Here is a 12,370-nt window from a genome sequence, read left to right as displayed (position 1 = left end):
GATTAGTTCTCCAAATTATTAAAAAAGAAGCGTTGCTCATACTCTTCACGAACCCTGTCAAACGCTGATTTATCCGTTAAGTCCGCAACGGTAATGGCTTTAAATTCAGGGAACGCCCCGCTTTGGGTAAAATCGACCATGGCTTGATAGAATGCTTTGCAATCAAAGGCCGTGTTTTTACCGTCCATGCAATTGAGGTAGGCTCTTTGGGCCGAGACCTCGCTAAGACCTAAGTGCAAGCTCTTTTCGGCAGCCACGGAGGCATTGATTAAAAATCGGGAACTGGATTGCACAGACTTCGTGTTGAGCGGGTTTTTATGGCAAGCTCCTAAAAAACACGTCAGTAACACGAAGCCAATTAGTGAAATTGTTTTACTCATGGGTTTTCTCCTTATGCCCGGGTTTAGGTATTGATTAATGCTTGGGAACACTGTCTGCCGTAATCCGGGCAAGGCGTATCCAAGTCATGGGGTCGTGCACAACTTGCCAGTACCGTGGCGAGAGCTATGGCGCTGAACAAGTAAATTAAGTGACGATTAATTTTCATTACTTTCTCCTGTACTTAATGGGATGACGTATTAAACCGAACCAGTTCACCCTCTTCAGCCAGGTCATTGGCGCTGTTTTGTGCCAGTTGCTGGGTTAATAAGGTTTGCAGTTTGAGGTTCATGACGTTGATGTAGGCGAGCTCCGCGGTGATCCGTGAATTTAAATCCATCGCACTTTTGGTATTGGGTGTTTCATCAATCTTTAGGGCCAATTTGTTGATGTTTTTTAAGCGCGTATTGATTTCATTAAACGTTTTCGTGGTTTCCACGCTGACGGCTTTATTCACCTTCTTACTGTATTTGTATTGAGTGAGTTGGTTGGAGGTAGTCCCTTTGGCATAGTCCACGTCATTGAGCATGGGGTGGCTTGCTTCATAGCTTTTAACCAGTTCCGCATAGCGCTCAGGATTTCCTCCGGAAATTTTTTCCAAAGCCTCTTTCCAATTATCGGTAGGGTTTTGCCAGCTTTTTAATGCATCTAAGCCATTATCAAACGCACCATAGCCATAGCTTCCGCTGTTATACTCTTTAAGACTTTTGAGCGTATCTGCTTGAGATTTCGCGGTGTCGTAGGTATCTTGCAGTACATTATATTGGCGCCTTAATTCATCTAATTGCTTAATCGCATTGGCGAGTAATGCCGCATCCTCCACCCCGAGCAGATCGGCATGCGATACCGAAATGAGCGAGAACAGCAAAGCGAACGAGCAGGTCGTTTTGGTAAGAATTGGGTTCATGCGGCACTCCGTTCAAGAAACAGAGGAAGCCATTGCTCAGGCTCATCTCCTACCTCGGCGCGAAGTGCATCCATTAAGGCAACCGACTCTTTATTCCCTGATAGGATGCGAATTTCTTCTTCTAATGCACTCAAATCAAGTTTGCACAAAATCACCTCGTTTTTTTGCTTGTACAGAAAAACCCGTGATTCAGGAGTGCTGGTTTTAACCATGTGGTATTGAGTTTCACTCAATTTTAAATGTCGGGTATAGGTGGTATGACAGGCTTCGGAATTGGGAAAAATAATCATCGTCATGAGGTTATTGAGAATGGTTGGGCTAATCACCGAGTCAATAATGGTTTGGGGTGATTGCGTCATAAAGACAAAATGGCCATTCATTTTTCGAATGGTGGGAATGTCCTTTTTAAGGGCCTCTATCCAGAAGGGTGAGTCAAATACTGCAAAGGCTTCATCAATGTTGATGGTTGTTAATTGTCCATCAAGTGATTGGTGAATTCGATGTAATAGATAAAGATAGACCGGGGTTGAAATGAGTGTGCTGACGTTATCCGTAAGGTAGGTAATATCAAAACCCACTCGCTCAAATCCTAATTCCAGCACATCCTCTTCATTATCAAAAAGCCATGCGTATTCCCCATCGGCACGTAAATCATCCCCTTTGAGCCATTGATGCAGCTCAGGCCAGCGTGGAAAATCAAGGGGTAGAATTTTTACTAGATGACTTAAACGTCGGTACGGCTTATCCAGATGGTCAAAGTTGTAATTGATGCACTCATTGATTTGGCCTGCAATGTCTGCCGGTAAATCAACTTCACCGGACTGTTTAATCAGCGAGGCAAACCAGGTTTTTACAAAAGTTCGGTTCTCTGGGGTATCGGGTAATTGCAAGGGGTTCATGCGAATATTGTGCTGATTTTCAGGCGCAATCACCGTATAGGAGCTATTTCCAGATGCAAGAATATAGATTTTAGAGGCTTGGTCTCGGTCTAAAAAAATGGACCGACCGTTGTAGCGTCCCATTTGCGAGTCCATAAAGGAGACAAAGGTTGTTTTTCCCGCATCACTACTTCCCAAGACCAAGGTATGACCATTTGAAGGGTTGGTTTTGCTTCCTTTACCATGATAGTTAAACCATACGGGCGTTTTGGATGGGGTTTCAAGTAAGGTCACCGCTTCCCCAAGTTTGTTCCCATCGCGAAATCCCGTTTGATAGTTATGCAGCGAACAAAAATCCACGAAATTAAATGAAGTAATCAGGCTTGCCCGCGCAATATACGATTGGTTGCCGGGAATTTGGGCCGCAAATGCGGGTTCGGCTCCCAAGCTCGGGCTTTCTTTGACCACCACGGCGTCCACATGTGAATAGATGGTGACCGTTTGATTAATGGCCCGCTCCAAGTGCTTGATGCTTGGTGCAATCATCATCAAGCTATTATGATGATGTCCCATTTGCGCCAAACCACGAGCAAGCGCGTCTTCGAGCTTTTTCAACTCCTCAATTTGGCTCTCCCCTTTATCGGCGGAACTGATGAGTTTCGAGCGCTGTAAATCAATGGCCCTAAGGGCTGCCTCTAAGGAAATCGCGGCAAAAGTATGAGTGGTAATGAACTCACAATCCAGGCTCAAAAGCGGGTCAAGAAGAAGACTCGAACTGTTTCTACCGTACTGCTTCAGCGAGAGCATGGCAGCAAAACGTGTGTCGGCGGATGCTGCTCCCTGAAATTGGATGTACTCACCAAAAAGTACTTGTTTGGAACACAGGTATTGGCCTAGATTTCCTTCTGGGTAAAGTGCGGTGTCGATAAAGGTTTGCGGAATGCTGTGAGCAATGGCCGGGCAATGATTAGGTTGTTGAAATTGCAGAGCATCCCCACCATTAGGAATTAAAGACAAGAACTCAAACAATTCGCTATACCCTAACTGCTCATCCTGTTCCCCTAACAGTTTCGGCGTAAATTTTTTCAGAGAGGACATGAGCTGATTGGTGGCATTCGTCAGGGTTTTCAGGTGTTCCACACGACTTAATGCTTTAGCCTCTGAAGAACCAATGTCCGCTAAACGCTTCATCCAGCCCATGCCTTTCGCGAACCAATTGGAGGTATCACCTTTAAGCAGCACCGTCAGGTAAAGATGGTTCTTATACAACGACTTATTTTTAAATCGGGCATGGTACTTGTCGTTAATGCGCTGAGCCAATGCAGAGGAAAACGTCCCCTCAAGGGTTGCCTTTTCTTTCTTGCGATGGACGGTCACATAACACATAAACTGCTCACCAAGGCCTAAAATTGCTTGATGTAAGCTATGTGATAAGGCATTTAGGGTGTGGGGCTCTTCAGTAATAAACGAGGTGCCTGCGACCGAAATGACACTTCCTAATAGCCCTGCTTTGGTTTCAAAAACACTGGCTGTATTAAAATGTGTGATCGGAAAAATGGAGGAAATTCCGACTTCGTTGCGTACGCGCTTAAGTGCTTCAATAGGGTTCATAAGCTCTTACTCCCCAGATGGATTTATTTGGTATGTTGGGCATTGAAAACGCTTTGGCGATCACGGAGAAAAATTGATTGTCGTACCGACAAACCAACCATCCAAACACGTGGATTGGGATAAAAATCAACCCATACAACACGTTATCAAGCAAGATGAACGTAATCACCGAGATCATCAGGTTTAAGCTGTGATACTCCAAGGTCACCCCTGCCGTCATCGCGGGGCGCGTTAAGGCTCCAAAAATGGTATTTATTTTTATTGATTGGCTCATGGCTTAACCTACTTAACCCATACTTGATACAGTTGGCTTCCACCAAAAACTATTCCCAATCCAAGCAGGGTCCAGACGAAATATTCCTTGGGGAATTTCTGTTGCTGGATGCACATATAACCCAGGCCCACTATGGTTAATATAGCTATCGCTTTAGCAAGAGAACCCGTTAGATAGTGAGTAACTGCTCTAATAATGCTTTCTGGGCTGATTGCAGCATGACTCATCGTGGGCATACTACTGAGTATTGATAAAAGGGCTGTATGCATTACTCTTCCCTTTTTTTCCTTCACCTGACTCATTAAGATTCTCCTTTTGCAAGGCGCAAGATCACGCCCATTATTTAATTAATTTGTTCACTTATTGCGTTGTTTCGCAGCCTTTTTATAACTTCAGGCTGCACAATTCCCTTGAGCCTTATATTGCTCAATTTTTTTACACTATTAACTTGGGTTTATTATTTAAGCTGGGACCTAAGCTTCATGCGTTCCAGTACATCCAACTCACTGCTGATTTTGATTACTCTGGCAATCGCAGGCTTTATGAGTGAGGAAAAATGAGTGCAATAGGTTCGTGTATAAGCAATCTCCTTGAGCTCCGTTTCACTGTAGTGCAGCGAGACCAGTCCTTCGTCGAAGTGCTCATGACGAATTTGGTTTTCTGCGGCCCCCAGATAAGCTGCAGCTACTGCAACATCTCCAGAGCATTTATTATGAGGGTTGCTTTCAATAAGGCGCATCAGCTTAAGTTCTTCGAAATGACACTCATCGGCGAGCCTGTTTTTATTAGGGTAACCTGCGAAGCTTATTTGAGAGACCAGCAAGCCACCAAATGCCAAAGGCCATGTGAAACGCATTATTTTTTTCATGAGTACGTCCTTATCTAATTGTTGTGATTAAAATATCCCTGCTAATGCCTTCACCAACCCCTGCTCTAACGCCGGACGTGCTTGTGCAAAAGATAGATTCATTTTATTTGCATTAGACACCACTCGTGTTCGATAGCGTTGATAATCACTGTGTTTATACGAGGTTTGATAGGTGCTGGATGCCGTTCCATTTTCCAGTGCCGAATTAAAGCGCTCCTTTACGGTGACTCCTTTACCTACACGCTCTGAAATTTGAACGTCAGTAATCACCGTGTAATTGACCTCTTTAACTAGCGAATCCGCAGCTAACCCCACAATCCCACCGGCAATGCCTCCTGCAAGCATCGTTTTTGAATTGCCAAAGGCACCAAGGGCTGCTCCAGTTCCAGCACCTACCAGTGCGGAACCATAACCTCCACCCAATGCATTTTGCGAGGCAGACCGACTCATTTTACCCACCTTTAGAATATTGGCCTGAATCAGGTAATGTGCTTGATTGGGATTGGTTACCACACGATACCCATTAGCAGTGAGGGCTTGAGTTAACGGTTTGCCCAATTCAAATGCCTCATCGGAGGTATTTTTAACCGCAATAAATAGGGTTTTTTGCGACGGTGGTACGGGGTCGAGAAAAATGGTTTTACTCAACTTCGTCTTTACTTCTAAATTATGGTGCTCCAAAGCAGTTTGCGTGGCCGCACAGCTGGTCAATAAGGCAATCGCCCCGATGCAGGCGCTGAGGCTAATTACTTTCACGCTGTGTACTGTGTGCTGTTTCATCACTAGGTTCCTTATGATTTGTTTCCCGTTATTAATGAGCAAGTTCGCGAGGCGCGTTTTTTTTAAATTTCAACTCTAATTCCTCTATGATTGATTCCTCAATTGAAAAGGCTTGTGCTGCATTGGGTTGATGTTTTTCAAGCTGAATGCGGTTGTAAATTTCGTCTCGATGGATGGCTATTTCTTTCGAGGCCTTAAATCCTAAGCGCACCTGATTCCCTTTGACTCCTAAAATGGTGACATTAATTTCGTTATCCCCGATGATTACTGCTTCACCAATTCTGCGAGTAAAAATCAACATCGTATTCTCCTTTATTAATGGACTGTTTGATTCATTAGAACTTCTTCAAGCTCATGGACTAAGGTATGGACTTCGTCTAAAGAGGGTTTTACCTTTGGAGAGAAATAGGCGCATTCATTCGTTTTATGGTAAATATCACTTAATTCTCGGACGGCTGTTTTTAAATGACCTAACGCATCTGAATAGCGGTAGGCTCGAATTAAAGCCCCGGTGTCTTCCATCACCCATCGCGCAAATTCAACATCATCGGCACAAAGAGCAAATTTCTGCTCTTCAAACATACGGTCTAACGTGGTGTAGACTCTTTCACATCGAACAGCAAGAGCATCTTCATCCACTTGCGTACAGAAACCTACTCCCCTAAAATGCAGTCCAGAAAATAAGGTTGCGATAGTAATCGCTTGTTTTCTTTTATTTAATCTCATTCATGTTCCCTATGTTTCATGTGTTCAGTTCCCTTAAGCAGGTTGCTACTCAAAGTTGTATTCCGCATCTCTATTGATTCATTGCACGAGCAGGCTCTTCCTGCCCCACCTCAACTACCTGCTCTGCTAAATAATTGGCGTTAATCACGTCAATGCAGTGATTTTTTGCTGTAACCACTCCTGGCTCTTTAAAAAATGAATAGGCAGAAATGAGTCCTGTTCCGAAGCCTAATGTCGTGCTTAAGGCCGCAACGCTCACAGCAGGTACTTCATAAGCCATCAGGGAGGCCATATAAAGAAGCGGGGTTTGCCATAGACCAGATAACATGCCAATACCTATCCCCAGCGCACCGCCAATTGCCAGCGTGGCGCAAGCGATCACAATCGCGGAAAGACCCAGCACGATGTAGTAGGAGGTGTTGTATTGTGAATCCAGGATGGTTCGGCATCTTAAATCAAACACCTCCACAGCATTAATAGAATACTCTGGGGCCTCAATTAAGCTTTCAATAAACTGAGTGGCGGCTGAATACAGGTTGATTTGAACCAATTGGTCCAGTTGTTTCATTTCTAGTTCGAGTTGATGAAACGCCTCATAAATATCTTTACGCTCATGCGCGGTGTTCAAGGCTTTTCTAAATTTTTTGTGACAATACATCAGAGCAGCGCTCATTGTTTTTCCCTTTTGTGGTTAGTGAATCGTTGTTGATACTTTCAGTTGTGATTGGTTCATCAGGGCTTCGCACACCCCAACGGCTTTTTCAAACGCAATCCATAGGTCATTGTTTAATGTCGCATCATAGGCAATCAGTAAGTTGTGGGCGCAAATTCGCAATTGTCTTAATAAGTCGTACGGTTGGTACACGCTCAATGGAGAATTGTTCATGAGTTCACCTTAATTAATTGAGATAATCGTGGAATATCTTTTCCTGTTATTTTTCGGTGTATCACCAGCTCCTCATCAGCCACATAGGGAACTTCAAAACCTTCAAGAATTCGCTCACAGACTTTGACATACAGCTTACTAAACTCTGCAAAAGCAAGGTCTGCTCTGGCCGCATTCACTACCTCAACACCTAAGTGCTTTACTGTAAATTTTACGGCTGGGTGACTCCATGTAATGGTTGAAAAATTAAGATTACTTCTGGCTTCATTAAACGCCTTATGAACGCTAGGAAGCTCTTTTTTTCTTCGCTTAAGACAAAGGTGTCTGAACTGGGTGCAATTCGGTGGCCATGTTTCAAAACGCTCATCACGAAACATTTCTCCTAATCCCAACGCAATTTCTTCCTCGTTCACATCATAGAGTGCTTGAAACCACACGCCTGAATCTTTGTCGCCATGTATGTTGATAAAACGTGAACCGTAGATATCAGTTAATTGGAGCCACAAAGTCGCAATAAATCCGCTGCTCTTGTTCGGCTTTTGAATCGAATCGTCTTGTCTCTTCGCAGAAGGTAAATTCGTTTGCGTAGGCTTGAATGACGCGTTCACGAACACTTGATGTATTGGTCTTGGTTTTGTTGCGTTGTTGGTTTTCATGATTAAAACTCCATGTATTCTTCATTTGTGGTGTTTGTTGTTGGCGCTCCTGGCTTTTAGCCAACCAGCGTAAATAAATGGGATTGAAGTCAGCCCATTGCGCACCACATGCCTTGTTGTATGAAATAAAATTCTGGATTTCTGCGGAATCTTCTACATTGCTATAACCTAGAGCCTTGGCTCGTGAAATGGTTTCAGAGTTGGGTGTGAAATTATTGCTGATGCTTTGTTTGTTGTTATTGTTGTTATTTATATTATTAAAAATAATATTCTTTACAGTGCTACTAGGTGTGTTAAGTTCTATGTTAGGCAGTACTCGAAAATCTTCCTTAACATCAGAGCCCTTCAGGGTTTTATGCGAATTAAGATCCATGTTAACTTCTGAGCTTGCAAAAAATTCATTAAAAATTTTGGGTAGATAGGGAAATAAAAATTGAAGTTTTTGGCCTTCAGAAACTACTTTGAAATATATATTACATTCTCTTTCTATAGATTTTATATAATTTCGGATCGTTTGCTTTGTCGGAGTACCGCTTACTCTTCTACCGGGACCAGCATTAATAGCTAATGAAATGGCCAAATCACCATAGGTAATTCCACTTACTATGCCTGTCATAGGGTCTGCACAGGTGATTAGTTTTTTTATTAGCAACAAAGATGTATGTGCTAATCCTTTAAATGGCAACTCTATTTTCTCTAGCGCAAAATAGAATTTATCTAGTCCTTTAAGTGTGTTTTTCATATCCCTCTAATCCAAGAACCATAATATCAGTAATGATACAATGCACCGAGATAAATAACAAGTTTGTTATTAATAATAACATTAAAGATATGTAATTTCCAAAATAACACCACTTATGTTACTTTATATGAAATTAATTGATGACTAGTTCATTCAACAGGTAGAATAATTGAAACTTCAAGAATGGTACTAGGGCATGAATAACAACAAAGCATTTACAATGGACCAAACAGAAGTCCGAACTATTGCCAAAAATTTAAAAAAACTGATGGAGAGTCGAGGGGTTTCAGAAATTGAAATCGCACGAGCTCTCAATACTTCCGTGATGACTATCCGCCGAATTATTTCGGGGGAAACTGAAGATCCTCGAATTTCTACTTTAAAATTAATTACCGATTATTTTCAAGTAAGTATAGATTCGCTAATAGAAGATAATAATGGAAAATCACTGAGAACAATGATCAAAAACACCCCACTGGTTGTTCCTATCTTAACCTGGAGTGTAATTGAAGATCAGGGTGTTGAAAATTTATCGTTGGGAGACTGGCCAGAATGGTATACAATCGCGGGAGATCAAGACTTAATAGATGAGTATACATTTGCTATTGAAAGTAGACCATCAATGCACCCTAGGTTTCCAATGGGAACTTTATTCTTCATAAATCCAATTGTCCAACCAATTGATGGAGACCTAATATTAATTAAGTTTAAAAATGAATGTAATTTATCCCTGCGCGAACTCATAATTGATTATCCGAAATGGCAATTACAAGCAATAATACCAGGATCAGAAACGATTTATTATGATAAACAAAAACATGATATAATCGGTGTTGTCGTTTTATCGCTTTTGCGCAAGAGAAGATAGGAACTATCTCTAATTTAACAGCTTTTTAAGGAAAAATATGTTTGATAATGAACTTTTATTTTCAAACTCAGCCCAACCTAAATCTCATTTTAAATATAAATATTTAATATTTACGCTATTTTCTGCAAGTTGGTTGACCTCTTGTGTAGCTGCGGTAAAGCTTGTTTCTATATTCGGTATTACTTTGACTGGGGGATTTATAATTTTTCCCCTTACCAGCATAAGTAGCACAATTTTAGTTGAAATATATGGATTCAAAAATGCAAGACAAGCTGCTTGGTGTGGTTTATTGCTTAACATTTTCTTTGTGTTTTTTATTTTCTTTGTGGGCTTAATACCCTCATCCCCTCATTGGGGCCTGCAAAGCGAATATAATCATATTTTACTACAAAGCTCGAGAATAATTTTTGCTTCCATTGTTAGCTTTGTAATTTCATTTTTTCTTAATGCTTATTATATATCTACCATGAAAATTAAATGCGAAGGAAAAAATTTACCCAAAAGAATTTTGATATCTAATACAATTGCCAATACTGTGGATATTACATGTTTTATTTCATTGGCATTCCTAGGAGCGGTTCCTTTCAATGTATATTGTCAATTGTTATTAGCAGCTTCCATTAAAAAATTCCTGTGTGAAATTATTCTATTACCAATTGCATGGTATCTTATAGATAAAATTAAAATACATGAAGGTATAGAGATATTTGATTTAAAAACAAATTACAACCCCTTCTCTCTAGAAAATGTTTATGAGTTAAATGCTTATAGAGAAACTAAAATTACAAAAAAAGTTATGTAGCGTTAAGGAAAATAGTCTTATGAGTTATAAAAGGAAAATTAGCTTTTTTAAGGTTTTGAAATATATCTTTCATACTAATTTTTTTAATCATGCTCGTCTTTCCAGAATTGAAAAAGTGGATGAGGAGAATAAAGCTTTTGTCATTTATACGAGAGGCATATATAAGCCCTTATACATTAAGTACATAGATATAATTAATGATTTTGAATTTGTGGCTAGCTTTTCCTCCAAGCATGCCTCCATCCTTGGGTATTATTACGGATTATATTACCTTTCAAATAAGAATAATGATATTTCAACTAAGGATTGGTTCAATCTCGGAATAAATGAAAAGACCTTTTTTTTAATACATGGCATAGACCGCAAGGGAAACTTACTTTACGTACAGCATGACAATCAAACTATAAAATCTTCATCTCCCTTAGAAATTATGAGGGATAATAACTTTATTGATAAATTTTCCCCTCTTCAATCATGCTATATCGGTATATTGGCGGGAATCAATGAGGCTAAAGAAAAGTCAAATGAAAATAAACTAAGCTCTAAGCAGTTAAAATTAGTTTAGATTAAATTCCGTTTTTGCATGAGCTAGTTAATTCGCATTGAAATAAAATCTTCGTAAATTGACCTATTTCATCACACTCTCCCATTGATAAGATGAAATCATCAGCTATTTTTTTGTACTCCCCTATATTTTGTTCTGCCTTTGATTCATAATAAGCATCTTTCGTACTTAATAAAGTTAAGTGTGGATCATATAATCTGCTGCTTTCTATCTTCAACATAGAAGTTATCTGTTGATTAATGTTATGAAGATCTTCTGTTTCAGTGGGTAATAATGATATCCAAAAAATTTCATTATCAAAAGTAATACAACTGAATGAGTCAAATGATAAATTAATCTGATGGGTTTCTATATTTTTAGTTATTAAACCCCATAGATTTTCAATTTCACTATCTTCATAAAAAAACTGACATACAGTTACGTGCGGAATTGATTCAATGCCCAATTTGTATTCTTTATTTAAATTCGTAAATGAATTAGACAACGAAATTAATTCGTTATCGTTACTAGGCAAAAATGCTATACAATATTTTCCCATAATTTAGTTCTCTCATTTGTAATGGCTGTCTGAATATCTTCAGCAAAATATCAGGATTACCCCACACGCATTAGCATTAACAATTTAGCTTTCGCCACCATTCTCTAAAAGCTCCACCCTTCTCGGAACCCTCAATATTTTTTGATAAATTGACTCAAAATAACTGTCTATCCCTCAAGCATTATGAAGAGCTATAGTAAAGAATCACCCCTATGACATTTTAGGTATTGCTCAAATACATCTTTATTTAATGTAAATCTCCATGCTGAATGCCGTCCTTTAGAGGCCTCGTAGTTTATCAAAACTCCTTTGTCTTTAAGTCGACAAACCGTTGTTTTTATTGCACCAACTGTAACTCCTGTATTTTTAGAAAAAAGATGTTTCTCTATAAAATGTGTTTCCAGCGCACTATTTATTAAACATATATAGGCGATTTCATCCACGATTTTCTTTGCATTTCCAATCAAGCATGCATATTTATTTGTATCTTTATTGGTTTGCTTGTATTTTTTAGGGAGTAAGAACTTATCATCTTTTCTAACTTTGTTTTTTAGTGATTGACTAGAAGAAATGTCATCTGAAATGCCCCACCTACTTTCTTTCTTATCTGCTTTCGTTGGGGTGCCATCTTCGAAAGTTCCTAACTCATGAGAACTGATCGTGCCTCTTATGGATTCACCACCAGTTGCAACACTGGATTCTCTTATAGATTCCCCTTCAGCTGCAGCATTTGTGTCTCTTATAGATTCCCCATCAGCTGCAGCATTTGTGTCTCTTATGGATTCCCCATCAGCTGCAGCATTTGTGTCTCTTATGGATTCCCCATCAGCTGCAGCATTTGTGTCTCTTATGGATTCCCCATCAGCTGCAGCATTTGTGTCTCTTATGGAT

At 40.0% G+C, this 12,370-nt stretch carries 19 protein-coding genes; 3 read left to right on the top strand and 16 right to left on the bottom strand.

Annotated elements, in window-relative coordinates:
* Positions 1-2: 2 nt before the first annotated feature.
* The 14 genes from ACD661_RS16250 to ACD661_RS16185 all read right to left on the bottom strand — a co-directional run bounded on the left by ACD661_RS16250 (position 3) and on the right by ACD661_RS16185 (position 8,706).
* Complete coding sequence (locus tag ACD661_RS16250) at positions 3-380, bottom strand: protein LvrD (RefSeq protein WP_400188897.1); 378 nt, start codon at positions 378-380, stop codon at positions 3-5.
* A 23-nt stretch (positions 381-403) separates the two neighbouring features.
* A complete protein-coding gene (locus ACD661_RS16245; RefSeq protein ID WP_400188896.1) occupies positions 404-547 on the bottom strand; it encodes a hypothetical protein in 144 nt (47 codons plus the stop codon).
* A gap of 15 nt (positions 548-562) precedes the next feature.
* Positions 563-1,285 (bottom strand): type IV secretion system protein, encoded by a 723-nt coding sequence (locus ACD661_RS16240; RefSeq protein WP_400188895.1) that lies wholly within the window; start codon positions 1,283-1,285, stop codon positions 563-565.
* Complete coding sequence (locus tag ACD661_RS16235; RefSeq protein ID WP_400188894.1) at positions 1,282-3,774, bottom strand: VirB4 family type IV secretion/conjugal transfer ATPase; 2,493 nt, start codon at positions 3,772-3,774, stop codon at positions 1,282-1,284. The genes ACD661_RS16240 and ACD661_RS16235 overlap by 4 nt, the downstream gene beginning before the upstream one ends.
* Positions 3,761-4,048 carry a VirB3 family type IV secretion system protein gene (locus ACD661_RS16230; RefSeq protein WP_400188893.1) on the bottom strand — a complete coding sequence of 96 codons (288 nt, stop codon included), beginning with the start codon at positions 4,046-4,048 and terminating at the stop codon, positions 3,761-3,763. Before ACD661_RS16230 ends, ACD661_RS16235 begins: the two co-directional genes overlap by 14 nt.
* A gap of 8 nt (positions 4,049-4,056) precedes the next feature.
* Positions 4,057-4,350 carry a TrbC/VirB2 family protein gene (locus tag ACD661_RS16225; RefSeq protein ID WP_400188892.1) on the bottom strand — a complete coding sequence of 98 codons (294 nt, stop codon included), beginning with the start codon at positions 4,348-4,350 and terminating at the stop codon, positions 4,057-4,059.
* 155 nt (positions 4,351-4,505) lie between these two features.
* Complete coding sequence (locus ACD661_RS16220) at positions 4,506-4,916, bottom strand: hypothetical protein (protein WP_400188891.1); 411 nt, start codon at positions 4,914-4,916, stop codon at positions 4,506-4,508.
* Positions 4,917-4,943: 27 nt separating this feature from the next.
* Complete coding sequence (locus ACD661_RS16215; RefSeq protein WP_400188890.1) at positions 4,944-5,696, bottom strand: complement resistance protein TraT; 753 nt, start codon at positions 5,694-5,696, stop codon at positions 4,944-4,946.
* A 31-nt stretch (positions 5,697-5,727) separates the two neighbouring features.
* Positions 5,728-5,997 carry a carbon storage regulator CsrA gene (csrA, locus tag ACD661_RS17055; RefSeq protein WP_472975202.1) on the bottom strand — a complete coding sequence of 90 codons (270 nt, stop codon included), beginning with the start codon at positions 5,995-5,997 and terminating at the stop codon, positions 5,728-5,730.
* Between the two features lie 14 nt (positions 5,998-6,011).
* Positions 6,012-6,422: a hypothetical protein gene (locus ACD661_RS16205; RefSeq protein WP_400188889.1), complete on the bottom strand. Its 411-nt coding sequence runs from the start codon at positions 6,420-6,422 to the stop codon at positions 6,012-6,014.
* A gap of 70 nt (positions 6,423-6,492) precedes the next feature.
* Entirely contained in the window at positions 6,493-7,095 is a 603-nt protein-coding gene (locus ACD661_RS16200; protein ID WP_400188888.1) for a hypothetical protein, read from the bottom strand.
* 18 nt (positions 7,096-7,113) lie between these two features.
* The gene (locus ACD661_RS16195) at positions 7,114-7,308 is read right to left on the bottom strand and encodes a hypothetical protein (protein ID WP_400188887.1); all 195 of its coding nucleotides are present in this window, start codon (positions 7,306-7,308) and stop codon (positions 7,114-7,116) included.
* Complete coding sequence (locus ACD661_RS16190) at positions 7,305-7,745, bottom strand: hypothetical protein (protein ID WP_400188886.1); 441 nt, start codon at positions 7,743-7,745, stop codon at positions 7,305-7,307. The genes ACD661_RS16195 and ACD661_RS16190 overlap by 4 nt, the downstream gene beginning before the upstream one ends.
* A gap of 49 nt (positions 7,746-7,794) precedes the next feature.
* The gene (locus tag ACD661_RS16185) at positions 7,795-8,706 is read right to left on the bottom strand and encodes a hypothetical protein (protein WP_400188885.1); all 912 of its coding nucleotides are present in this window, start codon (positions 8,704-8,706) and stop codon (positions 7,795-7,797) included.
* Between the two features lie 196 nt (positions 8,707-8,902).
* Here ACD661_RS16185 and ACD661_RS16180 point away from each other — a divergent pair, with 196 nt between their 5' ends.
* Genes ACD661_RS16180 through ACD661_RS16170 form a run of 3 tightly spaced genes read left to right on the top strand, consistent with a single transcriptional unit; the run spans position 8,903 to position 10,941 of the window.
* On the top strand, positions 8,903-9,574 hold the full coding sequence (locus ACD661_RS16180) for an XRE family transcriptional regulator (protein WP_400188884.1): 672 nt from the start codon (positions 8,903-8,905) through the stop codon (positions 9,572-9,574).
* 37 nt (positions 9,575-9,611) lie between these two features.
* Positions 9,612-10,376: a queuosine precursor transporter gene (locus ACD661_RS16175; RefSeq protein ID WP_400188883.1), complete on the top strand. Its 765-nt coding sequence runs from the start codon at positions 9,612-9,614 to the stop codon at positions 10,374-10,376.
* A gap of 19 nt (positions 10,377-10,395) precedes the next feature.
* Complete coding sequence (locus tag ACD661_RS16170) at positions 10,396-10,941, top strand: hypothetical protein (RefSeq protein ID WP_400188882.1); 546 nt, start codon at positions 10,396-10,398, stop codon at positions 10,939-10,941.
* A 1-nt stretch (position 10,942) separates the two neighbouring features.
* On the opposite strand, the gene ACD661_RS16165 is transcribed toward ACD661_RS16170, so the two are convergent.
* Both ACD661_RS16165 and ACD661_RS16160 read right to left on the bottom strand, forming a co-directional pair.
* A complete protein-coding gene (locus ACD661_RS16165) occupies positions 10,943-11,479 on the bottom strand; it encodes a 2'-5' RNA ligase family protein (RefSeq protein ID WP_400188881.1) in 537 nt (178 codons plus the stop codon).
* Positions 11,480-11,670: 191 nt separating this feature from the next.
* Positions 11,671-12,370: hypothetical protein (locus ACD661_RS16160; protein ID WP_400188880.1), on the bottom strand; the 700-nt coding region annotated here is incomplete at its 5' end.

It is taken from the genome of Legionella lytica (assembly GCF_044626755.1).
Classification (GTDB): Bacteria; Pseudomonadota; Gammaproteobacteria; order Legionellales; family Legionellaceae; genus Legionella; species Legionella lytica_A.
This window is presented reverse-complemented; position numbering and strand designations above follow the sequence as displayed.

Coding starts and splice junctions, on each gene's coding strand:
- ACD661_RS16250 (WP_400188897.1), bottom strand. CDS start 380: ATGAGTAAAACAATTTCACTAATTGGCTTCGTGTTACTGACGTGTTTT.
- ACD661_RS16245 (WP_400188896.1), bottom strand. CDS start 547: ATGAAAATTAATCGTCACTTAATTTACTTGTTCAGCGCCATAGCTCTC.
- ACD661_RS16240 (WP_400188895.1), bottom strand. CDS start 1,285: ATGAACCCAATTCTTACCAAAACGACCTGCTCGTTCGCTTTGCTGTTC.
- ACD661_RS16235 (WP_400188894.1), bottom strand. CDS start 3,774: ATGAACCCTATTGAAGCACTTAAGCGCGTACGCAACGAAGTCGGAATT.
- ACD661_RS16230 (WP_400188893.1), bottom strand. CDS start 4,048: ATGAGCCAATCAATAAAAATAAATACCATTTTTGGAGCCTTAACGCGC.
- ACD661_RS16225 (WP_400188892.1), bottom strand. CDS start 4,350: ATGAGTCAGGTGAAGGAAAAAAAGGGAAGAGTAATGCATACAGCCCTT.
- ACD661_RS16220 (WP_400188891.1), bottom strand. CDS start 4,916: ATGAAAAAAATAATGCGTTTCACATGGCCTTTGGCATTTGGTGGCTTG.
- ACD661_RS16215 (WP_400188890.1), bottom strand. CDS start 5,696: ATGAAACAGCACACAGTACACAGCGTGAAAGTAATTAGCCTCAGCGCC.
- csrA (WP_472975202.1), bottom strand. CDS start 5,997: ATGTTGATTTTTACTCGCAGAATTGGTGAAGCAGTAATCATCGGGGAT.
- ACD661_RS16205 (WP_400188889.1), bottom strand. CDS start 6,422: ATGAGATTAAATAAAAGAAAACAAGCGATTACTATCGCAACCTTATTT.
- ACD661_RS16200 (WP_400188888.1), bottom strand. CDS start 7,095: ATGAGCGCTGCTCTGATGTATTGTCACAAAAAATTTAGAAAAGCCTTG.
- ACD661_RS16195 (WP_400188887.1), bottom strand. CDS start 7,308: ATGAACAATTCTCCATTGAGCGTGTACCAACCGTACGACTTATTAAGA.
- ACD661_RS16185 (WP_400188885.1), bottom strand. CDS start 8,706: ATGAAAAACACACTTAAAGGACTAGATAAATTCTATTTTGCGCTAGAG.
- ACD661_RS16180 (WP_400188884.1), top strand. CDS start 8,903: ATGAATAACAACAAAGCATTTACAATGGACCAAACAGAAGTCCGAACT.
- ACD661_RS16175 (WP_400188883.1), top strand. CDS start 9,612: ATGTTTGATAATGAACTTTTATTTTCAAACTCAGCCCAACCTAAATCT.
- ACD661_RS16170 (WP_400188882.1), top strand. CDS start 10,396: ATGAGTTATAAAAGGAAAATTAGCTTTTTTAAGGTTTTGAAATATATC.
- ACD661_RS16165 (WP_400188881.1), bottom strand. CDS start 11,479: ATGGGAAAATATTGTATAGCATTTTTGCCTAGTAACGATAACGAATTA.